Annotated in this window: 25 protein-coding genes; 11 read left to right on the top strand and 14 right to left on the bottom strand. The window is 68.7% G+C overall.

Features of this window, described 5'->3' with window-relative positions:
• Nucleotides 1–32: 32 nt before the first annotated feature.
• The 3 genes from BLQ14_RS02440 to BLQ14_RS02430 are packed head-to-tail and all read left to right on the top strand — an operon-like array spanning nt 33 to nt 2,340.
• Nucleotides 33–500, top strand: coding sequence for a cytochrome b (locus BLQ14_RS02440; protein WP_092497791.1), 468 nt, complete (start codon nt 33–35; stop codon nt 498–500).
• 20 nt (nt 501–520) lie between these two features.
• Nucleotides 521–1,645, top strand: a complete 1,125-nt coding sequence (locus BLQ14_RS02435; protein WP_092497789.1) for a TFIIB-type zinc finger domain-containing protein — start codon at nt 521–523, stop codon at nt 1,643–1,645.
• The gene (locus tag BLQ14_RS02430; RefSeq protein WP_092497787.1) at nt 1,642–2,340 is read left to right on the top strand and encodes a nitroreductase; all 699 of its coding nucleotides are present in this window, start codon (nt 1,642–1,644) and stop codon (nt 2,338–2,340) included. The genes BLQ14_RS02435 and BLQ14_RS02430 overlap by 4 nt, the downstream gene beginning before the upstream one ends.
• 58 nt (nt 2,341–2,398) lie before the next feature.
• Here the strand turns inward: BLQ14_RS02430 and BLQ14_RS02425 are convergent, their stop codons facing one another.
• Nucleotides 2,399–2,815: an Hsp20/alpha crystallin family protein gene (locus tag BLQ14_RS02425; protein ID WP_092497785.1), complete on the bottom strand. Its 417-nt coding sequence runs from the start codon at nt 2,813–2,815 to the stop codon at nt 2,399–2,401.
• Between the two features lie 157 nt (nt 2,816–2,972).
• Here BLQ14_RS02425 and BLQ14_RS02420 point away from each other — a divergent pair, with 157 nt between their 5' ends.
• Entirely contained in the window at nt 2,973–3,902 is a 930-nt protein-coding gene (locus BLQ14_RS02420) for a carbohydrate kinase family protein (RefSeq protein ID WP_092497783.1), read from the top strand.
• 7 nt (nt 3,903–3,909) lie between these two features.
• Here BLQ14_RS02420 and cueR read toward each other — a convergent pair whose 3' ends face one another.
• Nucleotides 3,910–4,311: a Cu(I)-responsive transcriptional regulator gene (cueR, locus tag BLQ14_RS02415; protein WP_092497781.1), complete on the bottom strand. Its 402-nt coding sequence runs from the start codon at nt 4,309–4,311 to the stop codon at nt 3,910–3,912.
• 13 nt (nt 4,312–4,324) lie between these two features.
• A complete protein-coding gene (locus BLQ14_RS02410; RefSeq protein ID WP_092498342.1) occupies nt 4,325–6,850 on the bottom strand; it encodes a heavy metal translocating P-type ATPase in 2,526 nt (841 codons plus the stop codon).
• Between the two features lie 211 nt (nt 6,851–7,061).
• On the opposite strand from BLQ14_RS02410, the gene BLQ14_RS02405 reads away from it, so the two are divergent.
• Nucleotides 7,062–7,499, top strand: a complete 438-nt coding sequence (locus BLQ14_RS02405; protein WP_245656862.1) for an NUDIX hydrolase — start codon at nt 7,062–7,064, stop codon at nt 7,497–7,499.
• A 13-nt stretch (nt 7,500–7,512) separates the two neighbouring features.
• On the opposite strand, the gene BLQ14_RS02400 is transcribed toward BLQ14_RS02405, so the two are convergent.
• Nucleotides 7,513–9,267, bottom strand: a complete 1,755-nt coding sequence (locus BLQ14_RS02400; protein ID WP_092497779.1) for a Na/Pi cotransporter family protein — start codon at nt 9,265–9,267, stop codon at nt 7,513–7,515.
• Between the two features lie 189 nt (nt 9,268–9,456).
• Entirely contained in the window at nt 9,457–9,903 is a 447-nt protein-coding gene (gene aroQ / locus BLQ14_RS02395; RefSeq protein ID WP_092498338.1) for a type II 3-dehydroquinate dehydratase, read from the bottom strand.
• A gap of 136 nt (nt 9,904–10,039) precedes the next feature.
• On the opposite strand from aroQ, the gene BLQ14_RS02390 reads away from it, so the two are divergent.
• The 3 genes from BLQ14_RS02390 to gph all read left to right on the top strand — a co-directional run bounded on the left by BLQ14_RS02390 (nt 10,040) and on the right by gph (nt 12,299).
• Nucleotides 10,040–10,963, top strand: a complete 924-nt coding sequence (locus BLQ14_RS02390; RefSeq protein WP_092497777.1) for an MBL fold metallo-hydrolase — start codon at nt 10,040–10,042, stop codon at nt 10,961–10,963.
• 122 nt (nt 10,964–11,085) lie between these two features.
• Complete coding sequence (locus BLQ14_RS02385; RefSeq protein ID WP_092497775.1) at nt 11,086–11,640, top strand: thioredoxin family protein; 555 nt, start codon at nt 11,086–11,088, stop codon at nt 11,638–11,640.
• Nucleotides 11,637–12,299: a phosphoglycolate phosphatase gene (gph, locus tag BLQ14_RS02380; protein WP_092498336.1), complete on the top strand. Its 663-nt coding sequence runs from the start codon at nt 11,637–11,639 to the stop codon at nt 12,297–12,299. Before BLQ14_RS02385 ends, gph begins: the two co-directional genes overlap by 4 nt.
• A gap of 14 nt (nt 12,300–12,313) precedes the next feature.
• On the opposite strand, the gene BLQ14_RS02375 is transcribed toward gph, so the two are convergent.
• The 7 genes from BLQ14_RS02375 to BLQ14_RS02345 all read right to left on the bottom strand — a co-directional run bounded on the left by BLQ14_RS02375 (nt 12,314) and on the right by BLQ14_RS02345 (nt 19,815).
• Nucleotides 12,314–13,117 carry a 3-hydroxybutyrate dehydrogenase gene (locus BLQ14_RS02375; RefSeq protein ID WP_092497773.1) on the bottom strand — a complete coding sequence of 268 codons (804 nt, stop codon included), beginning with the start codon at nt 13,115–13,117 and terminating at the stop codon, nt 12,314–12,316.
• Nucleotides 13,114–14,643 carry a class I adenylate-forming enzyme family protein gene (locus tag BLQ14_RS02370; RefSeq protein WP_092497771.1) on the bottom strand — a complete coding sequence of 510 codons (1,530 nt, stop codon included), beginning with the start codon at nt 14,641–14,643 and terminating at the stop codon, nt 13,114–13,116. Before BLQ14_RS02370 ends, BLQ14_RS02375 begins: the two co-directional genes overlap by 4 nt.
• Before the next feature lie 75 nt (nt 14,644–14,718).
• Nucleotides 14,719–16,500, bottom strand: a complete 1,782-nt coding sequence (locus BLQ14_RS02365; protein ID WP_092497769.1) for an IlvD/Edd family dehydratase — start codon at nt 16,498–16,500, stop codon at nt 14,719–14,721.
• 107 nt (nt 16,501–16,607) lie between these two features.
• On the bottom strand, nt 16,608–17,639 hold the full coding sequence (locus BLQ14_RS02360; RefSeq protein WP_092497767.1) for an SDR family NAD(P)-dependent oxidoreductase: 1,032 nt from the start codon (nt 17,637–17,639) through the stop codon (nt 16,608–16,610).
• A gap of 103 nt (nt 17,640–17,742) precedes the next feature.
• Nucleotides 17,743–18,528, bottom strand: coding sequence for an iron chelate uptake ABC transporter family permease subunit (locus BLQ14_RS02355; protein WP_092497765.1), 786 nt, complete (start codon nt 18,526–18,528; stop codon nt 17,743–17,745).
• Complete coding sequence (locus BLQ14_RS02350) at nt 18,521–19,294, bottom strand: metal ABC transporter ATP-binding protein (RefSeq protein WP_425412079.1); 774 nt, start codon at nt 19,292–19,294, stop codon at nt 18,521–18,523. The genes BLQ14_RS02355 and BLQ14_RS02350 overlap by 8 nt, the downstream gene beginning before the upstream one ends.
• Entirely contained in the window at nt 19,291–19,815 is a 525-nt protein-coding gene (locus tag BLQ14_RS02345; RefSeq protein WP_092497763.1) for a Fur family transcriptional regulator, read from the bottom strand. Before BLQ14_RS02345 ends, BLQ14_RS02350 begins: the two co-directional genes overlap by 4 nt.
• A gap of 84 nt (nt 19,816–19,899) precedes the next feature.
• Here BLQ14_RS02345 and BLQ14_RS02340 point away from each other — a divergent pair, with 84 nt between their 5' ends.
• From BLQ14_RS02340 to BLQ14_RS02330, 3 genes are all read left to right on the top strand, one after another.
• Nucleotides 19,900–20,910, top strand: a complete 1,011-nt coding sequence (locus BLQ14_RS02340) for a zinc ABC transporter substrate-binding protein (RefSeq protein WP_092497761.1) — start codon at nt 19,900–19,902, stop codon at nt 20,908–20,910.
• A 65-nt stretch (nt 20,911–20,975) separates the two neighbouring features.
• The gene (locus tag BLQ14_RS02335; RefSeq protein WP_092497759.1) at nt 20,976–21,842 is read left to right on the top strand and encodes an SMP-30/gluconolactonase/LRE family protein; all 867 of its coding nucleotides are present in this window, start codon (nt 20,976–20,978) and stop codon (nt 21,840–21,842) included.
• Nucleotides 21,839–22,864 carry an aldose epimerase family protein gene (locus BLQ14_RS02330; protein ID WP_245656860.1) on the top strand — a complete coding sequence of 342 codons (1,026 nt, stop codon included), beginning with the start codon at nt 21,839–21,841 and terminating at the stop codon, nt 22,862–22,864. The genes BLQ14_RS02335 and BLQ14_RS02330 overlap by 4 nt, the downstream gene beginning before the upstream one ends.
• Here BLQ14_RS02330 and BLQ14_RS02325 read toward each other — a convergent pair.
• Together BLQ14_RS02325 and BLQ14_RS02320 are read right to left on the bottom strand one after the other, a co-directional pair.
• Nucleotides 22,831–23,508, bottom strand: a complete 678-nt coding sequence (locus tag BLQ14_RS02325) for a nucleoside/nucleotide kinase family protein (RefSeq protein ID WP_245656858.1) — start codon at nt 23,506–23,508, stop codon at nt 22,831–22,833. The genes BLQ14_RS02330 and BLQ14_RS02325 overlap by 34 nt on opposite strands.
• Nucleotides 23,509–23,644: 136 nt before the next feature.
• A complete protein-coding gene (locus BLQ14_RS02320) occupies nt 23,645–24,238 on the bottom strand; it encodes a 2-hydroxychromene-2-carboxylate isomerase (RefSeq protein ID WP_092497757.1) in 594 nt (197 codons plus the stop codon).
• Nucleotides 24,239–24,269: the final 31 nt, after the last annotated feature.

Raw genomic sequence — 24,269 nt, 5'->3', positions numbered from 1 at the left:
CTCGGCAACACGACACATCACGGAGCTTCGAGATGAAGGGATATTCCCGCGCGCAGATCGCGCTGCACTGGCTGACGGCCGTTCTGATCGTCGCTAGCTGGATCACCCATGAGGACATGGGCCGCGCCCTGCGCGCGCGCCTCGTCGAAGGCGCCGATGCCACGCCTCTGCATGTGCCGATCGGCATCATCGTGTTCGTCCTTGTCGTGATCCGCCTCGCGCTGCGCTTCTGGCAAGGCGCGCCGGAGCCGGTGAGCGGATCGCCCGTGATGCGCCAGGCCGCGATCTGGGGGCACCGGCTTCTGTATGCGTTGATGCTTCTGGCTCCTGCGCTGGGAATGGCCGCGTGGTTCGGCGGCATCCGCGAGGCGGGGGAGCTGCATGAGGCGGTGAGCAATGCGCTGATGCTGGTGGCGCTTGCCCATGCCGCGCTGGCGATCTGGCATCAGTACTGGCTGCGCGACGGCACCTTGACGCGGATGCTCAGGCCGGAAAGCTGAAGCGCAAGGGGGCGCAGGGCATGGAGGAAGACAAGGCGGGCGCCGACACGGCAGCAAGGGGGGAGGAGCATCACTTCCCCTGCCCCTCCTGCGGCGGCGATCTGCGCTTTGCCCCCGGCGAGGGCCGCCTCGTCTGCGATTACTGCGGCCATGAAGAGCCCATCGACGCCGCCCCCTCCGCCCGCATCGAGGCGATCCGCGAGCTTGACTTTCGCGCCGCGCTCGAGGCGCGGCTGCCCGAGGCGGAGACGGTGGAGATACGCACCGTCTCCTGCCCGAGCTGCGGCGCGGTCATCGAGATCGACGGCGACACCCACGCCGCCGAATGCCCCTACTGCGCCACGCCCGTGGTGCTCGACAGCGGCACCACGCGCCACATCAAGCCGCGCGCGGTGCTGCCCTTTGCGCTCGACGAGCGCGCCGCGCGCGCGGCGATGACCGAATGGCTCGGCAGCCTCTGGTTCGCCCCGAACGGGCTGAAGCAATATGCCCGCAAGGGCCGGCGCATGACCGGCATCTACATGCCGTTCTGGACTTTCGACGCCGACACCGAATCCACCTACTGCGGCGCGCGCGGCACCGTCTATTACGTCACCCGCACCCGCACCGTGAACGGCAAGACGCAGACGGTGCGCGAGCAGCGCATCCGCTGGACGCCCAAGTCGGGCCGGGTGGCGCGCTTCTTCGACGATGTGCTGGTGCTCGCCTCGCGTGCCCTGCCACGCAAGTATACCGAGGCGCTGGAGCCCTGGGATCTGGCCGCGCTCGAGCCCTACCGGCCCGAGTATCTCGCCGGCTTCCGCGCCGAGGCCTACACGGTGGAGCTCGACGAGGCGTTTCGGCTCGCGCGCGAGAAGATGGACCGGGTGATCGAGCGCGACGTGCGCTTTGACATCGGCGGCGACCGCCAGCGCATCCACGAGATCAACACCACGATCCGCGACGTGACCTTCAAACATGTCCTGCTGCCGGTCTGGACGGCGGCCTACAAGTATCGCGGCAAGAGCTACCGCTTCGTCGTCAACGGCCGCTCGGGCCGGGTGCAGGGTGAGCGGCCCTGGTCGGCCTGGAAGATCGCGTTTGCGGTTGTAGCGGGACTCATCATCGCTGGCGCCATCGGCTATCTCATCGCGCAGAACCAATGACCGAACTCTCCGACGCCTACCGCACCCTTGCCGCGCTTCTCCACGCGCGCCACTCCTGCCGCGCCTTCCTGCCCGAACCCATCCCGCGGAGCACGATCGAGGCGATCCTTGCCGCCGCCCAGCGCGTGCCCTCCTGGTGCAACGCCCAGCCCTGGCAGGTGATCGTGACCTCGGGTGAGGAGACGGAGCGGCTGCGCGCCGGGCTCATCCGCGCGGTGAGGACCGCGCCCGAAGCGCCCGACATCCCCTTTCCGACCGCCTATGAGGGCATCTATCGCGAGCGCCGCTCGGTTTGCGGCTGGCAGCTTTACGGCGCGGTGGGCGTGGAGCGGGGCGACCGCGAGGGCGCGCGGGCGCAGATGCTGGAGAACTTCCGCTTCTTCGGCGCCCCGCATGTGGCGCTGATCACCACCCCTGCCGCCCTCGGGCCCTATGGTGTGCTTGACTGCGGCGGCTATGTGACCGCCTTCACGCTGGCCGCCGAGGCGCTTGGCGTGGCGACGATCCCCCAGGCGGCGGTGGCGCCCTATGCGCCCTTCCTGCACCGCCATTTCGACATCCCCGACGACCGCTGGGTGGTCTGCGCCATCTCCTTCGGCCGGGAGGACCGCGACCACCCCGCCAACGCCTTCCGCACCGAACGCGCGCCGCTCTCGGAGGTGGTGGAGTGGCGCGGCACGCCACCCGAGGGATGAAGGGAAAAGGGGCCGCCGGATCTCTCCGGCAGCCCCTTTCAACCTTGCAGGCCGCCCGTCAGCCCTTCTTGATCTCGACCTTCTTCGAGGCCGGCGGCTCGGGCTGAACACGCGGCACGGTGATGGTCAGCACGCCATCCTTGAGCTCGGCCTGAACCTTGGCCTCATCCGCATCGGCAGGCAGGCGGAAGCTGCGAGCGAAGGCGCCGTACTGCCGCTCGGAGAAATACCAGGTCTCGCCCTTTTCCTCCTTCTCGCTCTTCTTCTCGCCCTTCACCGTGACAACACCGTTCTCCACGGTGATGTCGATATCCTTCTCGTCCACGCCCGGAAGCTCGATCTTGATGACATAGGCATCTTCGGTGGAGGCGGCTTCGGAGGCCGGAGTGAGCCACTCGGCCAGCCGCGCGCCAAAGCTGCGGAAGGGCTCGTAGAGCGAGGGCCAGAAGCTTGAGAGTTCGGATTTCTCGACCATGGCTGGACCTCCTTCCATCAATCCTTGACCAGTTGTGATGTGGGAAGCCTTTCGCGCGTTTGAAGAGAGCTCACCTTGACACGCATCAAATTCCGGGGCGATTGCCTCTGTCGGCGCCGGGAGTTAAAGGGCGTTAGCGCTAACTGGAGGGGCGACAATGATCCTGTGCTGCGGCGAGGCGCTTATCGACATGCTGCCGCGCAAGACGGCGGCGGGGGAGGATGCCTTCGCCCCCTACCCCGGCGGCGCCGTCTTCAACACCGCCATCGCGCTCGGCCGGCTTGGCGCGCGGGTGGGCTTTTTCTCGGGGCTGTCGCGCGATCTCTTTGGCCAGAGGCTGATGGCGGCGCTCGAGGAAGCCGGGGTTGATCACTCCCTCGCCGCCATCTCCGACCGTCCCACCACGCTCGCCTTCGTCACGCTCAAAGACGGTCACGCAAGCTACGCCTTCTACGACGAGAACACCGCCGGGCGGATGCTTGGCGAGGGCGACCTGCCCGAGCTGCCCGCAAGCGTCACAGCGCTCTTCTTCGGCGGCATCAGCCTTGTCGCCGAGCCCTGCGGCTCGGCCTATGAAGTGCTGATGCTGCGCGCGGCGAAAGACGGCCGGCTGACGATGATCGACCCCAACATCCGCCCCGGCTTCATCACTGACGAAACCGCCTATCGCGCACGGCTTGCCCGCCTTCTCGCTGTGGCCGACATCGTCAAGCTGTCCGACGAGGATCTGCGCTGGCTCGAAGGCGCGGGCGAGGTGAGCGATCTCGCGGGAGCAATCCTGGCGCGCGGGCCGAAACTCGTGCTGATCACGGAGGGGGCTTCCGGCGCGCGCGCCTTCACGCGCCGTGGCGCGCTGCATGTGCCGGCCGAGGCTGTGGAAGTCGTCGATACGGTCGGCGCGGGCGACACCTTCAACGCCGGGGTGCTTGCGGGGCTTGAACGCGAAGGCATGCTCTCGCGGCAAGCGCTGGCCGATGCGACGGATGAGGCGCTTGAGCGCATAGTCGGCCTCGGCATCCGAGCCGCCGCCGTCACCGTCTCGCGCGCGGGGGCCAATCCGCCCTATGCGTCCGAGCTCGGGCTTTGAGCCGCGCTCAGGCGTCGCGCCTCACCCCAGCCCCCAGATCCTCCAGAATCGGGCAGTCGGGCCGGTCATCGCCGTGGCAGGCTTCGACGAGATGGGCGAGCGTGGCGCGCATGGCCCGAAGGTCGGCAATCTTGGCGTCGATCTGGGCGAGGTGGCGCTCGGCGATGCGCTTGACGTCCGCGCTTGCGCGGCTGTCGTCCTCGTAGAGGGCCAGAAGCGCGCGGCAGTCCTCGATGGAGAAGCCGAGCGCGCGGGCACGGGCGAGGAAGGTGAGCTTGTGCAGGTCGCGCTCGTCGAAGGCGCGGTAGCCGTTGGCATCGCGCTTCGGGCGGATCAGCCCGATGTCCTCGTAATAGCGGATGGTCTTGGCCGGCAGGCCCGAACGTTCGGCCACGTCTCCGATGTTCATTCCCGTGTCTCCGTCATTCCGCTGCCGCCGGACGCAGCCCGGCCTCCGCCTTCCCCGCCGAGGCGTCCGGCTCCTCGGAGAGCGCAGGCTTCAAATAGCGCAGCCTGAGCGCGTTGGAGAGCACGAAGACGCTCGACATGGCCATCGCCCCGGCCGCCAGAACGGGCGAGAGCATGATCCCCGTCGCCGGGTAGAGCACACCGGCCGCCACCGGGATGAGTGCGGTGTTGTAGCCGAAGGCCCAGAACAGGTTCTGGCGGATGTTGCGCATCACCGCGCGGCTGATGGCGAAGGCGTTGACCACGCCGCGCAGATCGCCCGACATCAGCACCACATCGGCCGCCTCGATGGCCACATCGGTGCCGGTGCCGATGGCAATGCCCACATCGGCCTCGGCAAGGGCGGGAGCATCGTTGATCCCGTCGCCGACGAAGGCGAGCGGGCCGTGTTCGCCGCGCAGCCGGCGCAGCGCCTCCACCTTGCCCGCCGGCAGCACCTCGGCCACCACCGCGTCGATGCCAAGCTCCTCGGCAATCGCCCGCGCTGTCACCGCATTGTCGCCGGTGATCATCGCCACCTTCAGCCCCTGTTCGTGCAGGGCAGCGATGGCCGCGGGGGTTCCGGGCTTGACCGGATCGGCAACACCGATCACCGCCGCAATCCGCCCGTCGATGGCGGCAAGGAGCGGCGTGCGCCCGCGCCGCGCAAGCTCGGCGAGGCGCTCCTCCATCTCGCCCAGCGCGACGCCCTCGCGCTTCATCAGCCGGTCCGCCCCGACCAGCACCTCGCGCCCGCCCACCCGCGCGCACACGCCATAGCCCGTGATCGCCTCGAAGGCCTCGGGCTCGGCAAGCGTCAGATCACGCGCCCGCGCCTTCGCCACGATCGCCTTTGCGATGGGATGCTCCGAGCGCGCCTCCACTGCCGCCACGGCGGCGAGCACTTCCGCCTCGGAAAAGTCTCCGACCACGGCGAAGTCCGTCATTTCCGGCTGACCGCGGGTGAGCGTGCCGGTCTTGTCGAAGGCGACCACGCGCACCTCCTCGAGCCGCTGTAGCGCATCGCCCTTGCGGAAGAGCACGCCCAGCTCGGCCGCGCGGCCCGTCCCGACCATGATCGAGGTCGGCGTCGCCAGCCCCATGGCGCAGGGGCAGGCGATTATGAGAACCGAGACGCCCGCGACGAGCGCGTGCCCCAGCGCCGGCTCCGGCCCGACCGCAAGCCAGATGAGCACCGTCACCGCCGCCACCGCCATCACCGCCGGCACGAACCAGGCGGTGATCCGGTCGACGAGACCCTGCACCGGCAGCTTCGCCCCCTGCGCGGCCTCCACCATGGCGATGATCTGGGCCAGCACGCTGTCGGCCCCCACCGCCGTGGCACGCACCCTGAGCGAGCCGCTGCCGTTGACGGTGCCGCCAACGACCTGCGCGCCGGGGCGCTTTTCCACCGGCACGGGCTCGCCGGTGATCATGCTCTCGTCCACGAAGCTCGCGCCCTCGACCACCTCGCCATCGACCGGCACCCGCTCGCCGGGGCGGATCTCGACGATGTCGCCAGGCACGATCTCCTCGATCGGCACCTCCACCGCCGCCCCGTCGCGGATCACCCGCGCCGTCTTCGGCTGCAGGCCGACGAGCCGGCGGATCGCCTCGCCGGTGCGCCCCTTGGCGCGCGCCTCGAGCCAGCGGCCGAAGAGGATCAGCACCACGATCACCGCCGCCGCCTCGTAGTAGACCTGCGCCGTCCCCTCGGGCAGAAGTTGCGGGGCGAAGGTCGCCACCACCGAAAAGAGATAGGCCGCCGAAGTGCCAAGCGCGACGAGCGCGTTCATGTCGGGCGCACCCCGGAAGAGGGCGGGAAAGCCCTTGGTGTAGAAGCGCAGTCCCGGACCTGAGAGCACAATGGTGGTCAGAACGAACTGGATCACCCGGCTCGTCTGGTGCCCGATCGTCGCGCCGATGAGCGCGTGCATGCCGGGAATGAAATGGCTGCCCATCTCCAGAACGAAGACCGGCGCCGCCAGCACCGCGGCCAGCAGCGTGAGTCGGCCGAGCCTTTCGATCTCGGCGGCGCGGCGCGCCTCGGCGGGCGCCAACTCCGCGCCCCCTTCCGTTCTGCGCGGGTGGGCAGGATATCCGATTGCGGCGGCAGCCTTGGCAATCTCCGCCGGGGTCGTCGTGCCCGCGAGGTAGCGCACACGGGCGGACTCGTTGGCCAGATTGACGCTGGCCTCGATCACCCCCGGCACCGATTTCAGCGCCTGTTCCACCCGCCGGACGCAGGAGGCGCAGCTCATGCCCTCGATGTCGAGAACCGCCTCGGTGACCACCGGCGCATAGCCCGCCTTTTCCACCGCCTCGACGAGCGCGGAGGGCGGCACCGCCCCGTTCAGGGTGACGCGGGCGGTTTCGGTGGCGAGGTTCACGGAGGCATCGGCAACGCCGGGCACCGACTCCAGCGCCGCCTCCACCCGCCGCACGCAGGAGGCGCAGCTCATACCTTCCACCTGAAGCGTCAGATCGCAGCTTCCCGCCATGGCGGCCTCCATTTCTCTGCCCAGGCTTCCCTGCCCGCGGCCCGGCCTTTTCGTGAGCAAGGGCGAACTAATGGTTCCAGTTACTGGAAGGTCAAGGCCTCTTGCCCGTTTTCTGGCGGAACCGTTGATTCGCCGAATCGGAGAAGCTATTGTTTTCGGACAAACACGCGCGAATAACGTAAGAGCAGTGTCCAGAAAAAAGGCACGACAAGTGGCCGCGCTGCCGTTGCGGCGGCGCGAGGACGGGACGCTCGAGGTGCTTCTGGTGACCTCGCGCGACACCGGCCGCTGGGTGCTGCCCAAGGGCTGGCCGATGAACGGCAAGCCGCCCTGGCGTGCCGCCGAGATCGAGGCCGAGGAGGAGGCCGGCGTCACGGGCCGCGTGGCGCGCGACGATCTGGGCCGCTACCACTACGGCAAGCGGCTCGACGGCGAGCGCGTGATCGATTGCCGGGTGAAGGTGTTTCCGCTTCTGGTGGAGCGCGAGCGCGAACGCTGGAAGGAAGCCAGGGAGCGGCAGCGGCGCTGGTTCTCGCTGGCCGAGGCAGCCGAAGCGGTGGACGAGCCCGAGCTCAAGGAGCTTCTCCTCAAGCTTGACCGCAAGCGCGGCAAGTCGAAGGTGGTGCGGGAGCTGCTCAAGGCGGGATGACCCTCCCTGATCTTCAGCCAGCCGGTGGCGCCGTCGCTGGTGCTTCCTCTTCCTCATCTTCCGGCCGCGTCCGAGCGGGCGCCTGGCCGCGGAACAGCGCAAGTTCGGTCAGGGCGATACGCTGGAGAATGCGGAAGATGTCATCGAGCGCCTCGGTGATCTCGATCTCGCGGGCGTAGGTCGTCAGGCGCCGCGGCGCATCGGCCCTCAGGCGCAACTCCTCGTGGCGCGCGATCTCGTCAACGAGAGCGCCAATATCGGAACGCATCCGCCGTGCCGCTTCGGCGCGGTCGATATCCTGGCCCTCGAGCGCGGCGATCACCTCGTCAAACGCGGCGAGGATGCGGCCGTGGAGCCCGCCGATCAGCTCTGCAGTGGCCTGACTGATGACGACTTCCTCCTCGATGCGCTTCTGACCGGTGCGCACCATGCCCACCGAGATCAGATCGCCGATGTGCTCAAGATCGTTGGCGATGCGCGCAAGCGAGAGCTGCGCCGCCCCCTGCTCGGGCGTGAGGTCGCGCTGCCCCAGCCGGCGGAGGTAGTCGAGGATCGCCCGGTGGAGGAGATCCACCGGCCGGTCCATCACATGCAGCCGTTCCAGATCATCCGGGCTGCCAGAGATGACGACGTTCAGGCATTCGGCGAAGAGCGCGCGCACCATGCCGGCAAGTCGGGCGATTTCCCGGCGGACCGCGTCAAGCGCGATGGGCGGCACGCCGAGAAGCTGCGGGTCGAGATGGCGCGGCTCGGCCCCCGGCACCGACTGCTCGGGGCGGTCGGGAAGGAGGCGTTCGACGAGCCGGGCGAGCTGCGGTGTGAACCAGATGAAGATTGCCGCATTGGCGAGGTTGAAGAGCGTGTGCACATTGGCAAGCTGGCGCGGCACTTCGGCGGCGGCACGCGCGGCACCCGTCAGCTCCGGGTGCACCGGCGACATCCAGCGTGCCGCCGCGGCAAGCTCGGGAATGAACCCCAGCCACAGAAGCGCTCCGGCAAGGTTGAAGAGCGTATGGATCAGCGCCGTGCGCACCGCCGCGCGGGGCTTGCCGATGGCGGCGAGGAGGGCGGTGACGCAGGTGCCGACATTGGCGCCGAGGATCATGGCAATGGCGGGCTCAAGCGCGAGCAGCCCTTCACCGGCCATGACGATGAGAATGCCCGTTGTCGCCGAGGACGATTGCACAAGCGCCGTGAACCCCGCCCCAAGCAGGAGCGCCGGCAGGGGCGAGTCCAGTCGCGTCATCGCCTCGAGAAAGGAAGGGTAGTCGCGCAATGGCGCCACCGCCTCGCTCATCACGTTCATTCCGAGAAACAGCATGCCGAGCCCGAGGAACACCCGCCCCCATTCCGCCGGGCGTCCGCGCCGGGCGACAAGGGCGGCGAAATAACCCGCCGCCAGCATGGGCAGTGCCGGCGCCGTGGGCTTGAAGGCAAGGATCTGGGCGGTGATCGTGGTGCCGATATTGGCGCCTAGGATGATCGCCACGGTCTGGGCAGTGCTCATCAGCCCGGCCGAGACAAAGCCGACCAACAGCACGGTGGTGATCGAGGAGGACTGCACCAGTGCTGTCAGCACCGCTCCCGCGACGAGGCCGACGAAGCGATTGGCCGTCATCCGTGCCAGCCAGGCCCGCAGCGCATCGCCGGCAAGCTGGCGCATGGCGCGGGTCAGCACATCCATGCCGAAGAGAAACAGCGCCAGCCCGCCCAGAAGCCCCGAGCCGAGCGCGAGGGCGTCAAGCTCGACTGCGCCGGGTGTGCTCATGCGCCCATCGCCTTCCGCCCCATGTCACCTCTCGCCGCATCTCGCCCTGCCGGCAGCCTTCATCATGGGGGGCGGAGATGAAAGATGCCAGCCCGTCCGCCGTGCCGCGAGGGCGGGACCGGGGGGCTGTCTGCCCCCCGGACCCCCCGAGGGTATTTCCACCAGGATGATGGGAAAAGGGCGCGCTCTTCAGCCGGCGCTCGTCAGCAGCCTGGCAACGCGCATGAGCGCGAGGTGGTAGCCTTGCGTGCCGCAGCCAGCGATCACGCCATCGGCGCGTAGCGACACATAGGAGTGGTGGCGAAAGGATTCGCGCTGGTGGATGTTGGAGATGTGCACCTCGATCACCGGGCCGTCGAAGGCCTTGAGGGCATCGAGGATCGCCACAGAGGTATGGCTGTAGGCGGCCGGGTTGATGATGATGGCGTCCGCCTCCTCACGGGCGCGCTGGATCCAGTCCACGAGCTGATGTTCGGCGTTGGACTGCAGAAAGCGGATGGCGAGGCCAAGCTCGCCGGCGAGTGCCTGGCAGCTCTTTTCCACATCGGCGAGCGTTTCGCTGCCGTAGAGATGCGGCTCGCGCTTGCCGAGGAGGTTGAGGTTTGGCCCGTTGAGAATGTCGACACGTCCCGCCACTGCGGCCTCCAATCTGTCTGCGCCCGGACCGCATGGAAGACAGAAAGCCGCGGCGGTGACAAGCGCAAGCGCGCTTCCGCTTGCCGCCGGCAGGGGGATCATTCATATTCCTTACAGGGAATATGAGGAGGGCGCGATGCAGATTTCCAAACGTCAGTTCATCGTCGGGGGTGCCGCGGCTCTGGGGGCGGCGGGGCTTCCGGCGCGGCTTTGGTCGGGCACCACGCTTGAATTCGGGGAACTGCGCATCGACACGCTCTCCGACGGGTATCTCGTGATGCCCGCGAGCTTTGCGCTGGCGGGGCTTGACGCCGAGGCGGTGGCGCCGATCCTTGCCCGCCACGGGCTGTCGCCCGAGGGGCCGTTCGAGCCGCCCTGCAATGTCACGCTCCTGCGCGACGGCGAGCGGGTGGTGATGTTTGACGTGGGCTCGGGGCCCAACTTCATGCCTACGGCCGGCAAGCTCGATGAGGCGCTCGATCTGCTCGGGATCACGCGCGACGATGTCACCCATGTTGTCTTCACCCATGGCCATCCCGACCACCTCTGGGGTCTCCTGGACGATTTCGGCGACCCTGCGTTCTACAATGCCGAGTTCCTCATGGGGGCCGACGAGTTCGCCTACTGGATGGATCCGGACACGGTGAACACCATCGACCCTGCCCGTCAGAGCTTTGCCGTGGGAGCGAAGAACCGGCTCGAGGTGATCGCGGATGTCGCGCGGACGTTCAGCGACGGCGAGGAAATCCTGCCCGGCGTGGCGGCGCGCGCCAGCTACGGGCACACGCCTGGCCACATGAGTTTCGAGATTTCGACGGGCGGCGAAAGCGTGATGGTGGTGGGTGATGCGATCATCAATCATCACCTCGCCTTCGAGCGCCCCGACTGGCCGGCACCTTCTGATCAGGATCCCGGAACCGGGGCGCGGACACGGGTCGCGCTTCTTGACCGGCTGGCGCATAAGCAGATGACTTTCATCGGCTTCCACCTGCCCGGCGGCGGCATCGGCCGCGCCGAGCGCAAGCCTGACGGGGGCTATCGCTTCGTCGGGATGGGGTAAGGGCCGCAGGGCGCAGCAGGCAGCCCGGACGGCTTGCACATGGAACCGATCGGAAGGATCCTGCGCTGCAGGCAGTCTGCGGCGCGCCGCCCGGACGATGCGGTTTGATCGGGAGAACAGCAATGGCGGTAACAACGCCCGTGTGCGACTTCGGCTGGAAGGCGGTGGATTTCTCGCTGCCGGCCACCGACGGGAAGACCTACACCCTTGACGACATCCGCGGGCCGAAGGGCACGCTGATCATGTTCATCTGCAACCATTGCCCATACGTGAAGGCGGTGATCGACCGGATCGTGCGCGACGCGAAGGAGCTGCAGGCCATGGGGATCGGCGTTGCGGCAATCAACGCGAACGATGCCGAAGCCTACCCCGAGGACAGCTTCGAGAACATGAAGCGCGTGGCCGAAGAGCACGGCTTCACCTTCCCCTATCTCCATGACGAGAGCCAGGAGGTGGCGCGCGCCTATGGCGCGGCCTGCACGCCCGACTTCTTCGGCTTCAACGCCAATGACGAGCTGCAGTACCGCGGCCGGCTCGACAGCGCCGGGCGCGCCCCGGCCGGGCCGGACACAAGGCGCGAACTGGTCGAGGCGATGAGGATGATCGCCGAGACGGGCAAGGGGCCCAAGGAACAGACCCCCTCCATGGGCTGCTCGATCAAGTGGAAGCCGGCGTGAGCGGCGTTGTCTTCGACCTCGACGGCACGCTGATCGACAGTGCGCCGGACATTCATCTGGCGGCAAACGAGGTGTTACGCGCGGAAGGCTTGGGTGAGCTCGACCTGCCGACGGTGAGGAGCTTCATCGGCAATGGCGTGGCGGTGCTGATCTCGCGCTGCATCGAGGCGGTGGGCGCGGAGGAGACACCGCAGCTTCACGCCCATCTGAGCCGCGAGTTCCTCCGTATCTACGAAGGCGAGCCGCGGCTGACTCGGCTATATCCGGGCGCCGAGGAAGCCATCCGTACGCTCAAGGGCCAAGGCTACCGAGTCGGGCTGTGCACCAACAAGCCCGAGGCGGCGACGGCGGCGGTGCTCGAGCATTTCGGCGTGATCGACCTTTTCGACGCGCTCGTCTGCGGCGATACCCTCCCCGCCCGCAAGCCGGACCCCGCACCGCTGCGGCACGCGATCGAGGAGCTCTCGGTGCGCCGGGTGGCCTATGTCGGCGACTCCGAGGTCGATGCAGAGACCGCCGAGCGCGCCAAGGTGGCCTTCGCGCTTTACACCGGAGGCTATCGCAAGGCGCCCGTGGAAGCCCTCTATCACGATGCGCGCTTCGACCACTTCGACGAGCTGCCGCCGATCGTCAACCGGCTCGCGCCGCCGCCCGAGTAAGGGCGCGCGGGAGGCTACTGCGCCGTCCAGCCGCCATCGACCGGGATCGCCGCGCCGGTGACGTTGTGGGCAAGCGGCGAGCAGAGCCACAGCACCAGCGCGCCGATCTCCTCGGGCTCGGACATGCGAAGGCTCGGCTGCTTCTCGGCCAGGAGATCTGCCACCGCCGCGTCGAGATCGCCGCCATGGGCCTTCGCGCGCGCCTCGATCTGCGGCTCGATCAGCGTCGTGCGTGTCCAGCCCGGGCAGATGCAGTTGGCCGTCACGCCGCCGGTGCGCGCATTTCCGCGCGAGGCATATTCCAGTGCGGCAACCTTCGTCAGCCCCACGAGCCCGTGCTTGGCGGCGACATAGGCCGCCTTCTCCTTCGAGGCCACGAGCCCATGCACCGAGGCGATGTTGATCACCCGCCCATAACCGCGCTCGGCCATCAGCGGCATCGCCGCCTGCATGGTGTGAAAGGCCGCCGAGAGGTTCACGGAAAGGATCTCATCCCATTTCTGGCGGGGCATCTCGGCGAGCGGTGCGGTGTGCTGGATGCCGGCGTTGTTGACGAGAATGTCCGCCCCGCCCCAGGCCCGCACCGCCTCCATCATCCGCGCGATGTCATCGGGGTTGCGCAGGTCACCGTGAAAGAACTCCGCTTGCGGCGCGCCCGCCTCCTCGAAGGCCTCGCAGGCTTCGTGAATGGCGGCATCGCCGGCAAGCCCGTTGACGGCGATACGCGCGCCTGCGCTCGCCAAGGCCCGCGCGATCGCAAAGCCGATCCCCTGCACCGAGCCGGTCACAAGCGCGGTCTTGCCTTTCAGATCAATCATTGCTCCGCCTCCCTTGCCATTGCCGCCAGCCGCTCGCGCAGCACCGTCTTCAGCACCTTGCCGTAATTGTTCTTCGGCAGCTCGTCCACGAACAGATACGCCTTCGGCCGCTTGAACCGCGCGATCGCCGCGAGGCAATGGGCATCGAGCGCGGCTGCGTCGGGTGCCCAGTCGGCCTCGGGCACCACGAAGGCGACCACCTCCTCGCCCCATTCGGCCGAGGGCCGGCCGACGACCGACACCTCATGAACGCCCGGGTGAGTCAGGAGCACCTCCTCCACCTCGCGCGGATAGATGTTCGACCCGCCGGAGATGATCACATCCTTCGACCGGTCCACGAGCGTCAGATACCCCTGCGCATCGAGCCGGCCCACATCGCCCGTCATCAGCCAGCCGCCCCTGAGCGTCTTTGCCGTCGCCTCGGCGTTCTGCCAGTAGCCGGGCATCACCGGCAGCCCGCGCACCATGATCTCGCCGGTCTCGCCCACGGGCAGGGCCCGGCCCTCGGCATCCCCCACCGCCACCTCCACCACCGACTGCGCGCGCCCCACCGAGCCGATGATCTCCGCCCGCCGCGGATGGGCGCGGTTCGCCACATCCTCCCGCGACAGCGCGGAGATCGCCATCGGGCACTCGCCCTGCCCGTAGATCTGCACGAAGACCGGTCCGAAGACGTCAAGCGCCTCCTCGATGTCGGCGCGATACATCGGCCCACCGCCATAGACGATGGTGCGGATGCCCTCCCCCGGGCTCCCCGCTTTCTTCGCCGCATCGGTGAGTCGCCGCACCATGGTGGGGGCGAGGAACATCGACACCGGCCCATGGTCGCGCGCAAGCTCCAGCACCTCGGCCGGATCGAACCCGCCTGAGGCGGGCACCAGATGCCGCGCGCCCTTCAGCACGTGGATCAGTTCGTAAAGCCCCGCCCCGTGGCTCATCGGGGCGGCATAAAGCGCGGCATCCTGCGGCTGAACCATGTCTACATCCACAGGATAGGCCAGCGAGGTGGCCATCAGCATGCCGTGGGTGATGCACACCCCCTTGGGCCGGCCGGTGGTGCCGGATGTGTAGAACAGCCATGCCAGATCGCCCGGCGCCCGCTCGACAACCGCACCGCCCCGGCCTTCGCACATCGCCGCGAACTCCGGCCCCGGCGCGACAACCTGCGCCACATCGCTTTCGGCGGCGAGCGCGGTGCCAAGCTCGGGCGAGACGAAGGCGAGCCGCGCCCCGGCATTGCCGAGGATCCAGGCCGCCTCGCGCGCATGGAGCTTCGCATTCACCGGCACCGCCGCCGCCCCCGCGATCCAGATGCCGAAAAGCGCCACCAGATATTCCGGCGCGTTCCTCATCCAGATGGCAACGCGGTCGCCCGGCGCAACGCCCGCCTCCTCGAGCGCACGGCCGAGCGCCGCGGCGCGCGCGTGAAATCCGGCGTAATCGGCCACCACCTCGCCGCCACGCATCAGCGCAGACGCCTCCCCCCTCACCTGCGCCACACGCTCAAGCCAGAGCGCCAGATTCATCACGCCCCTCCCCGGCTTCCATCATCCTGGGCCAAATACCCTCGCCGAAGGCACGCGCGCGGGACGCGCGCGCCCTCAGTGGTTGTCGCGCGGCACGTTGTCGATCCGCCCGATGTCGCGGTATTTCACCGCCGGCTCCAGCACCATGCCGCGGTCGAACTGACTGACCATCGACCGCTGAATCTCCTGCCACGGGGTCTGGCTCGCGGGATAGGGGTAGCCGCCGCGGGCCTCGAGATCGGCGCGCCGGCGCGCGAGCTCCTCATCGGAGATGAGGATGTTGGCCGAGCCTTCCTTCAGGTCGATGCGGATGCGGTCGCCCGTCTGCACCAGAGCGAGTCCCCCCATCGCCGCGGCTTCGGGGGATGCGTTAAGGATCGAGGGCGAGCCCGAGGTGCCGGACTGCCGCCCGTCGCCGATGCAGGGCAGCTCGCGGATGCCACGCTTGATGAGTGCGGCGGGGGGCTGCATGTTCACCACCTCCGCCCCGCCCGGATAGCCGATCGGCCCCGTGCCGCGGATGATGAGAATCGAATGCTCGTCGATGCCGAGCGCGGGATCCTCGATGCGCGCGTGATAGTCCTCCGGCCCGTCGAACACCACCGCCTTGCCCTCGAAGGCATCGGGGTCGTCAGGGTTCGACAGGTAGCGGGCGCGAAACTCCTCCGAGATCACCGAGGTCTTCATGATCGCGCTGTCGAAGAGATTGCCCTTGAGGTTGATGAAACCGGCATTCTCCTTCAGCGGCCGGGAGAAGGGGCGGATCACATCCTCGTCGAGAATCCGCGCATCCACATAGTTCTCGGCCACCGTGCGCCCCGTCACGGTCAGCGCATCAGGGTGCGGCAAAACGTCGGCCCCCATTAGCTCGGCGATGATCGCCGGCACGCCGCCGGCGCGGTGGAAGTCCTCCGACAGATACTCGCCGGCGGGCTGCACATTGGCCAGAAGCGGCAGGTGATAACCGATCCGCTGCCAGTCGTCGTTGGTCAGCTCGATGCCAAGGTGCCGGGCGATGGCGTTGAGGTGGATCGGCGCGTTGGTCGAGCCGCCGATGGCGGAGTTCACGGCGATGGCGTTGTGGAAGGCCTCCACGGTCATGATGTCGGCGGGCTTGAGATCCTCATGCACCATTTCCACGATCCGCCGCCCCGTCGCATAGGCCATCTGCCCGCGCTCTCGGTAGGGGGCGGGGATCGAGGCCGAGCCGGGCAGCTGCATGCCCAGCGCCTCGGCCAGCGAATTCATCGTCGAGGCGGTGCCCATGGTGTTGCAGTAGCCCACCGAGGGCGCCGAGGCGCAGGCGATCTCCATGAAGCCCTCATAGTCGATCTCGCCGGCGGCCAGCATCTTGCGCGCCTCCCAGATCGCCGTGCCCGAACCCGCGCGCTTGCCGTTGAACCAGCCGTTGAGCATCGGACCCACGGAAAAGGCGATGGCGGGGATGTTCACCGTTGCGGCCGCCATCAGAAGCGCGGGCGTGGTCTTGTCGCAGCCGATGGTCAGCACCACCCCGTCGATGGGGTAGCCATAGAGCGACTCCACAAGCCCCAGATAGGCAAGGTTGCGGTCGAGCGCGGCGGTGGGGCGCTTGCCGGTCTCCTGAATCGGATGGACGGGAAATTCGAAGGCGATGCCGCCCGCGTCACGGATGCCCTCGCGCACGCGCTTGGCGAGCTCCACATGGTGGCGGTTGCAGGGGCTGAGATCACTGCCGGTCTGGGCGATGCCGATGATCGGCTTGCCCGACTGCAGTTCCTCGCGGGTGATCCCGTAGTTCAGGTAGCGCTCGATGTAGAGCGCGGTCATGCCCGGATTTTCAGGGTTGTCGAACCATTTCTGGGAACGGAGTTTCATCGCCTCGCCTCATGCTGAGCAGCCTCGCTCCCTCTCTGCACCCAAGCGCGTTGGGCCGCAAGCGCCACCCCGCACCGTCCACCCATCGGACGGCTGACGCGGCGCGATCACGCGACGGGCTCGGGCTTGTGGTATTCCATAAGATACCACTCGGCGAAATGGCGCAGGCCCACCTCGAGCGGCGTCCTGGGCAGCGCGCCCACCAGCGCCTCGAGAAGCGAGGCATCGGCCCAGGTCGCCGGCACGTCGCCGGGCTGCATGCCGACGAAGTTGTACTTCGCCTTCCGCCCCAGCGCGCGCTCGAGCGCGGCGACGAAATCCATGAGCTTGACCGGCGCGGAGTTGCCGATGTTGACCACCCGCCAGGGCGCCACCGGCGAAAGGCTGTCGCCGGGGATGGGCGCGCCTCGCGCTCCCGGCGCCGGTGGCACTGCCCCGCCGAGACGGATCAGCCCCTCCACCAGATCGTCGACATAGGTGAAATCGCGGCTCATGTCGCCGTGGTTGTAGATGTCGATCGGCCTGCCGGCCATGATGCGTTCGGCGAACTTGAAATAGGCCATGTCGGGCCGGCCCCATGTGCCATAGACGGTAAAGAAGCGGAACATGGTGGTCGGCAGACCGTAAAGATGGGCGTAGGAATGCGCCATCGCCTCGGTCGCCTTCTTGGTGGCCGCGTAGAATGACATCTGCCAGTCGGCGCGGTCGGTTTCGGCATAGGGCATCTTGCCGTTGGCGCCATAGACCGAGGAGGTCGAGGCCAGCATGAGATGCCGCGGGGGATGGGCGCGGGCCGCCTCGAGCAGCCGGAAGGTGCCGGTGATGTTCGATTGCAGGTAGCTTTCGGGCGCCTCCAGCGAGTAGCGCACACCCGCCTGCGCCGCGAGGTGCCAGACCATCGCCGGCCGCACATGCGAGAACAGCGCATCGAGGGCGCCCGGCGTCTCCAGCGCCTCCTCCACGAAATCGAAGCCTTCCTGCTTGCCGAGGATCTCCAGCCTCCGGCGTTTCAGGACCGGGTCGTAATATTCGGTCACCGAGTCGAAGCCGATGACGCGGTGACCTTCCTTCAAAAGCCGGTTGGCAAGGTGGAAGCCGATGAAGCCGGCCGCGCCGGTGACTAGATGGGTCTCGGGCATCACATCCTCGCGTCAGGCTCGCATCAGGCCGGAGCGTGCAGGTGTCCGCCCCCGCCGATCTCGAAGGTGGCGCATCGGCCGCCCGCCCGCAAGCACCCCGCCGTCATCTCCGTCGTCCGAGCGGCAGAAGCGCCACGAAGATCACCGCCGCGGCGGTCACGATGCTCGGGCCTGCCGGAGTGTCCCACATGAGCGAGCCCCACAGCCCCGCCACCACCGAGAGCGCGCCAAGCACCACCGCCCAAACGGCCATTGTCTCGGGCGAGCGCGACAGCGCGCGCGCGGCCGTGGCCGGCACGATCAGCATTGCCGAAATCAGGAGCGCGCCGACAACCTGCAGCGCCACAGCGACCATCAGCGCCAGGGCCACCGTCAGCACCAGCCGCTCGCGGCGCGGGTCGATGCCCTCGGAAACCGCCAGCTCGTCATTGAGCGTGGCGGTCAGAAGCGCCTGCCAGCGCCACGCAAGCAGCAGAGCGACACCGGCTGCCCCGCTCCAGATCACCGCCACATCGCGCGGGCCCACCGCGAGGATGTCGCCGAACAGGAAGGCGGCGAGATCGACGCGCACGCCCTGCACGAAACTCACCGCGACAAGCCCGAGCGCCAGCGCGCTGTGCGCGATGACGCCAAGGGCCGCATCCATACCGTGCCCGCGCTCGGCCAGCCCGCTCACGGCAAGGGCCATCGCAAGCGCCACCGCAAGCGTGCCCGCCGTCACCGAGATGCCGAAGCCAAGCGCGATCGCCACCCCGAGAATCGCCGCATGCGCCGTGGCATCGCCGAAATAGGCCATCCGCCGCCAGACCACGAATGCCCCGAGCGGCCCGGCCGCAACCGCCACACCGAGGCCCGCCAGAAGCGCGCGCAGGAGCCATGGTTCAGGCATGGTCGGGCTCCTCTGCTTCACATGCGGCAGCCGGATGTGCCGGTCCGTGGTGATGCGCATGCTCGTGGCGGTAGAGCGCGAGCGCCCCGCCGGTGCCGAGCCCGAACAACGCGCGATATTCCGGCGCTTCGGAGACGACCTGCGGCGTGCCCTCGCAACATATGTGCCCGTTGAGGCAGATCACCCGGTCCGACGCGCTCATCACCACGTGCAGGTCGTGGCTGACGAGAAGCACCGCCGCGCCGGTCTCGGCCCTGATCTCCTCGATCAGCCGGTAGAAAGCCGCCTCGCCCGGCTGGTCAAGGCCCTGTGTCGGCTCGTCCAGAATGAGGATCTGGGGATGCGACATCAGCGCGCGTGCGAGCAGAACCCTTTGCAGCTGCCCGCCGGAGAGGGACGCCAGCTGACGACCCTCGAGCCCGGCAACACCCACCCGCGCAAGCGCCGCCGCCGTCTCTGCCCTGCTGCGGCGCACGGGCAGTGACAGGAAGCGCGCCACCGTCATCGGCAGTGTCGCGTCAACGGCCAGCCTTTGCGGCACGTAGCCGATACGCAGGCCCGGGGCGAGCCGGACCCGCCCCGAGATCGGCCGGATCACCCCCAGAAGCGCGCGCAGCAGGGTGGACTTGCCGCTGCCGTTCGGCCCGACGATGGTGACGATCTCTCCGGGCCGGATCGCCAGGTTTATGTCGTCGAGAACCACGCGGCCGCCATAGCCGGCGCGGAGATTCTCCGCCACGATGAGCGCGCCGGCCTCGCCGCTCACCTGTCCGCCTCGCCGCCGTCGCACGCCGGGCAGAGCCCGAGCGCCTCGATCATCACCCGCTCCGGCGCGAAGCCGAGCGCCGCCGCATCCACCTCAAGACCCTCTCGCGCCCGTGGCGCGGCCACCTCCGCCACGGCGTTGCACTGGCGGCAGATCAGAAACGCCGGCGCGTGCTCGGCATCAGGGCAGGTGCAGGCGGCAAAGGCGTTGAGGCGGCGGATGCGGTGCGCAAGCCCGTGCTCGACGAGAAAGTCCAGCGCGCGGTAGGCCACCGGCGGCTGATGGCCGTAGCCCTCGGCGGCGAGCCGCTCAAGCAGCTCATAGGCCCCGAGCGCGCGGTGTTCCTCCAGCAGTATCTCGAGCGCCCGGCGCCGCACGGGCGTGAGGCGCGCGCCCCGCTGCGCCGCAACACGCTCGGCCGCCGCCAGCGCCGCCCCCCGACAGGCGGCATGGTCATGCTGCGAGAAGGCCAGCACAGCCTGCGGCCGCTCGGGCGCGCCCCGCTCATTCCGGTTGCCCATGGCTGTTCCCGTCTTGTTATAACATTACGTCTGTGTTTATAGTCCGCGCCCGCACGCACCGCAAGCAACAAGGGATGGTGTCACATGTTCTTCCGCAATTTCCTCGCCTGCCTTTCCGCCGTCGCCACGGCCATTGCCGCCGCGCCCGCCCTGCGCGCCGAGGCGCCGCGCGTGGTGGCCGACATCGCCCCGGTCGCGGCGCTCGTCGCCGAGGTGGCAGGTGACCGGTTCGAACCGGCGCTGCTCGTTCGCGGCGCGGCCGACCCGCATCACATGCAGCTGAAGCCGGGCGAGGCGCGCGCCATCGCTTCGGCCGATCTCGTTGTCTGGGTCGGGCCGGAGCTTACGCCCTGGCTCGCCGATGCTCTTGACAATCTTGCTCCCAGGGCACGGCGCCTGACGCTTCTCGACGTGCCCGGCACGATCACGCGCGCGCCGTTGTTCGCCGATCCCAGAGCCTCGGAAGAGGCGCCGGCCGGCCTGCACGGACACGAGTCGGGGCACGATCACGAGCATGGGGGTGACCAGGCCCACACGCATGCCGAGGACGCGCATCACAGTCACGACCACGCCCATGGCACGCGCGATCCGCATGCCTGGCTCGACCCGGCAAACGCCGCCGTCTGGGTCGAAGCCATCGCCGAAGCGCTCGCCGAGATCGATCCCGGCGCGGCAATGCACTACCGCGAAAACGCCCGGGCGGGACAGGCCCGGATCGCGCAGGCCGAGGCCGCGGTGCGCGAACGGCTCGCCGCGCTCGGGGAGATCGGCTTGATCGTTCAGCATGACGCCTGGGCCCATTTCGCCGACCGTTTCGGCCTGCACATCCGCGCCAGCCTTGCCGACAGCGATGCCACCGCGGCGGGCGCGCACCGCATGGCGTGGCTGCGCGAGACCTTGGCCACGGGCGAGCTGCTGTGCCTCGTGGCCGAAGCGCCCGCACCCTCCCCGGCCATGCGACGGCTTGCCGCCGACACCGGGCTGCCGATGGTTGTGGTCGATTTTCTGGGGCTGGAACTTCGCGCCGCCCAGGGCGAATATGCGCGCCTGATCCTCGGGCTCGCCGAATCGCTCGCCCAATGCGCCCGGCGCTAGGCGCAGGCGGGCCGGGTACGGCTCCCGGCCCGGGCTGTGCTGGTGTGAGGGAGGAAAAGCCGGCGATGAACGCCACGATCTTTGACGACCGTGCCTGCGAGCTGGGCGAGGGCCCGCTCTGGCATCCCGAACGCGGGCAGCTTTTCTGGTTCGACATCCTTGCCGGAAAGCTCCTCAGTCGGGCGGATGACCAGCCGCTCGAATGGCAGTTCGACGAGCTTGTCTCCGCCGCCGGCTGGATTGACCGTGACCGGCTCCTGATCGCTTCCGAGACCGCGCTTTTCACCTTCGATCTTGAAACCGGCGCCCGTGAAGATGTCGCCGCGCTCGAGGCCGACCGGCCCGGCACGCGCAGCAACGACGGACGCGCCGATCCATGGGGCGGCTTCTGGATCGGGACCATGGCCAAGGCCGGGGCGCGGGGCGAGCGCGGCGCGATCTACCGCTATTTCCGGGGTGAACTGCGCCAGCTATTCGCGCCGGTCGCGATCCCGAATGCGATCTGTTTCGACGCCCCGCGCGAATGCGCCTATTTCTGCGACACGCTGAAGGGGCGGATCATGCGCCAGAAACTCTCGCCGCGCGACGGCTGGCCCAAGGGGGAGCCGGAGGTGTTCATCGACCTGCGCGCGGAGAAGCTGAACCCCGACGGCGCGGTGGTGGACGCCGAAGGGCGGGTCTGGACCGCCCAGTGGGGCGCCGCGCGCGTGGCCGTCTACGCGCCTGACGGCCGCTTCGAAGGGGCGGTGGCCATTCCCGCCCGGCACTCCTCCTGCCCCGCCTTCGGGGGAGAGGGGCTCTCCACCCTCTTCTGCACCTCGGCCCGGCAGGATCTCGACGCGGCCATCCTTGCCGCCGAGCCGCAGAACGGCATGACCTTCGCCCTCGAGGGCGCCGGGCGTGGCCTTCCGGAATTCAAGGTGACGCCATGATGACATCCGTTCCGCCCACGCCCGGCGTCGCGCCCTTCGGCAGCCTGCCCGATGGCCGGGCTGTAGAGGCCGTCGTCATCGCACGCGGGCCAATGTGGGCCCGGGTGCTGACCCTCGGCGCCATACTCCACGAGCTTCGCCTTGAGGGCGTCGAGCACTCTCCCGCCCTTGGCTCGCCGGAACTCGGCCTCTATGCCGGCCCATTGCGCTACTTCGGCGCCATTGTGGGGCCGGTGGCCAACCGCATCGGCGGCGCCTGCGCGCGCATCGCCGGGGAAGAGCACCATTTCCCCGCCAATGAAGGCGGTCGCACCACGCTGCACGGCGGCCCCGAAGGCACTCACGCGCAGATCTGGCGTGTGCAGTCGCTCGACCCGTCGGCCGTGACCCTGACGCTCGCCCTTCCGGACGGGCTTGGCGGCTTTCCCGGCAACCGGCACGTCAGCGCGCGCTACGCCCTCACCGAGGACGGCGCGATGGAGCTGACCATCGAGGCGGAAAGCGACGCGCCGACACTTCTGAACTTCGCCCATCACGGGTTCTGGAACCTCGACGGCACTCCCACCATCGCCGGCCACCGCCTCAGGATCGCCGCCGACCGCTACCTGCCGGTGGACGAGCACCTCATCCCCATCGACGGGCCGGCACCGGTCGCGGACACGCCCTTCGACTTTCGCGCAGGCCGCGTGCTCGACCCCGCGCATGACGTCCGCCTCGATCACAACTTCTGCCTCGCCGGGGAGCGGCGCGACATCACCCGGGCGTGCGAACTCACCGGCGCCTCCGGCCTGTGCATGGCCATCGACACCACCGAGCCGGGCCTCCAGGTCTACGACTCCGCCCGTGGCCCCGAGCCGCCTCTGCCGGGGCATGACGGGCGCCTGCTTGGCCGGTTCTGCGGGCTGGCACTCGAGCCGCAAGCCTGGCCCGACGCGCCGAACCACCCCGGCTTTCCGTCGATCTGCTTCGGCCCGGGCGAGCGTTACCGTCAACTCTCGCGCTTCTCCTTCAGCCGGGTCTGAAGCACCAGATCGCAGGGCAGCCGCCGGGCCAGCACCCGCCGGGCATTCGGAAGGTCATTGCCGTCCACCTTGGCGCGCGCGGCCTCTTCGCTGTAGCCATGCCCGAGCCAGCGCGCCATCAGGCGTCGCTCGAGCTCGGCCTCGTCCACCTCGAGAAACACCGAAAGATCCCATTCCCCGGCAAGGTCCCGCCATGGCGCCTCGTCGAGCAGAAGGTAGTTTCCCTCTATCACGGCAACGCCCGCTGCGGGGCCAACCACGGCCGCGCCGGCAATCGCGATCTCGCGGGAGCGGTCGAAGACCGGTATCACCACCTCATCCTCGGTACCGAGGCGGCGCACCATATGGGCAAACCCTGCCCCATCGAAGGTTTCCGGCGCCCCCTTGCGGGCCAGCAGCCCGCGCGCCTCGAGCAGCCGATTGTCGAGATGAAATCCATCCATCGGCACCAGCGCCGCCGGCCCTTCAGCGCGACCGGCGTTGAGGCGCCGCACCAGAGCCTCGGCAACCGTCGACTTGCCCGAACCCGGTGGCCCGGCAACGGCAAGGCGCAGCCGCCGCCCGCGCGGCATGCGTCCTTCGAGCCGCGCCGCGATCTGCGCCGCGGCCGCATCCACCCCGCTCTCCATGACAACCTGCTCCATCCCCGTGCTCCCGAAGGCGTCCCGTGGCGGTGCCCGCCCGCCCCTTGGGCCACCGGCCCCGCCTCCTGCCTCCATCATCCTGGGTGCAAATACCCCGGGGGTTCGGGGGCGGAGCCCCCGCGACACACCAGGGCCCTCAGCTGCGTGCCAGCGCGCGTTCAAGATCCTCCAGCCGGTCCTGTCCCCAGAAGGCCTCCTCTCCCAGAAGATAGAACGGAGAGCCGAAAACCCCGCGGTTCACCGCCTCCTCGAGATTGGCGGCATATTCCTCGGCACCGGCGAGCATGCCCCGGTCGGCAAGCGCCGGGTCGAAACCCGCCGCGGCGAGACAGTCCCGAATCACATCATCCTCGGCAATGTTGCGATCCTCCGCCCAGGCCGCGCGCAACAGCCCGTGCACGAGCGCGCCCAGGTCACCGCCTCCCTCCTTCTGGGCGGTGATGATGGCGTAGGAGGCGGGCGCCTGATTTGTCGGAACGAAGGCAGGCTGAAGGTTGATGGGAAGCCCGAGCTTTTCCGACTGGCGGCGCAGTTCCTGCAACCGATAGGCCTGCCGCGCGGGATGGCGCTCGGCGGGCAGAAGCCCGCCGGTGCGCTGAAACAGCGCCACGATGTCCACCGGTACGTAGCGAATGGTGGCGCCATGACGGGCCGCGATCTCCTCAAGCCGCGTTCCGGCCAGATAGGCAAAGGGCGAGATCACCGAAAAGAAGTAGTCCACATGCGCCATTCCGGCCTCTCCGCTGCCCGCTGCTTGTTGG

This window comes from Meinhardsimonia xiamenensis (assembly GCF_900102905.1).
GTDB classification, from domain to species: domain Bacteria; phylum Pseudomonadota; class Alphaproteobacteria; order Rhodobacterales; family Rhodobacteraceae; genus Meinhardsimonia; species Meinhardsimonia xiamenensis.
The sequence above is the reverse complement of the archived record's forward strand: the minus strand, read 5'-3'. Positions and strand labels throughout refer to the sequence as shown.

Excerpts from the sequence above, each read along its gene's own strand:
- BLQ14_RS02340 (WP_092497761.1), top strand. The coding sequence starts at position 19,900 with ATGTTCTTCCGCAATTTCCTCGCCTGCCTTTCCGCCGTCGCCACGGCC.
- BLQ14_RS02325 (WP_245656858.1), bottom strand. The coding sequence starts at position 23,508 with ATGGAGCAGGTTGTCATGGAGAGCGGGGTGGATGCGGCCGCGGCGCAG.
- BLQ14_RS02320 (WP_092497757.1), bottom strand. The coding sequence starts at position 24,238 with ATGGCGCATGTGGACTACTTCTTTTCGGTGATCTCGCCCTTTGCCTAT.
- BLQ14_RS02430 (WP_092497787.1), top strand. The coding sequence starts at position 1,642 with ATGACCGAACTCTCCGACGCCTACCGCACCCTTGCCGCGCTTCTCCAC.
- BLQ14_RS02400 (WP_092497779.1), bottom strand. The coding sequence starts at position 9,267 with ATGAGCACACCCGGCGCAGTCGAGCTTGACGCCCTCGCGCTCGGCTCG.
- cueR (WP_092497781.1), bottom strand. The coding sequence starts at position 4,311 with ATGAACATCGGAGACGTGGCCGAACGTTCGGGCCTGCCGGCCAAGACC.
- BLQ14_RS02355 (WP_092497765.1), bottom strand. The coding sequence starts at position 18,528 with ATGCCTGAACCATGGCTCCTGCGCGCGCTTCTGGCGGGCCTCGGTGTG.
- BLQ14_RS02335 (WP_092497759.1), top strand. The coding sequence starts at position 20,976 with ATGAACGCCACGATCTTTGACGACCGTGCCTGCGAGCTGGGCGAGGGC.
- BLQ14_RS02345 (WP_092497763.1), bottom strand. The coding sequence starts at position 19,815 with ATGGGCAACCGGAATGAGCGGGGCGCGCCCGAGCGGCCGCAGGCTGTG.
- BLQ14_RS02385 (WP_092497775.1), top strand. The coding sequence starts at position 11,086 with ATGGCGGTAACAACGCCCGTGTGCGACTTCGGCTGGAAGGCGGTGGAT.
- BLQ14_RS02330 (WP_245656860.1), top strand. The coding sequence starts at position 21,839 with ATGATGACATCCGTTCCGCCCACGCCCGGCGTCGCGCCCTTCGGCAGC.
- BLQ14_RS02440 (WP_092497791.1), top strand. The coding sequence starts at position 33 with ATGAAGGGATATTCCCGCGCGCAGATCGCGCTGCACTGGCTGACGGCC.
- BLQ14_RS02365 (WP_092497769.1), bottom strand. The coding sequence starts at position 16,500 with ATGAAACTCCGTTCCCAGAAATGGTTCGACAACCCTGAAAATCCGGGC.
- BLQ14_RS02390 (WP_092497777.1), top strand. The coding sequence starts at position 10,040 with ATGCAGATTTCCAAACGTCAGTTCATCGTCGGGGGTGCCGCGGCTCTG.
- BLQ14_RS02420 (WP_092497783.1), top strand. The coding sequence starts at position 2,973 with ATGATCCTGTGCTGCGGCGAGGCGCTTATCGACATGCTGCCGCGCAAG.
- BLQ14_RS02370 (WP_092497771.1), bottom strand. The coding sequence starts at position 14,643 with ATGAATCTGGCGCTCTGGCTTGAGCGTGTGGCGCAGGTGAGGGGGGAG.
- BLQ14_RS02425 (WP_092497785.1), bottom strand. The coding sequence starts at position 2,815 with ATGGTCGAGAAATCCGAACTCTCAAGCTTCTGGCCCTCGCTCTACGAG.
- BLQ14_RS02435 (WP_092497789.1), top strand. The coding sequence starts at position 521 with ATGGAGGAAGACAAGGCGGGCGCCGACACGGCAGCAAGGGGGGAGGAG.
- BLQ14_RS02360 (WP_092497767.1), bottom strand. The coding sequence starts at position 17,639 with ATGCCCGAGACCCATCTAGTCACCGGCGCGGCCGGCTTCATCGGCTTC.
- BLQ14_RS02410 (WP_092498342.1), bottom strand. The coding sequence starts at position 6,850 with ATGGCGGGAAGCTGCGATCTGACGCTTCAGGTGGAAGGTATGAGCTGC.
- BLQ14_RS02375 (WP_092497773.1), bottom strand. The coding sequence starts at position 13,117 with ATGATTGATCTGAAAGGCAAGACCGCGCTTGTGACCGGCTCGGTGCAG.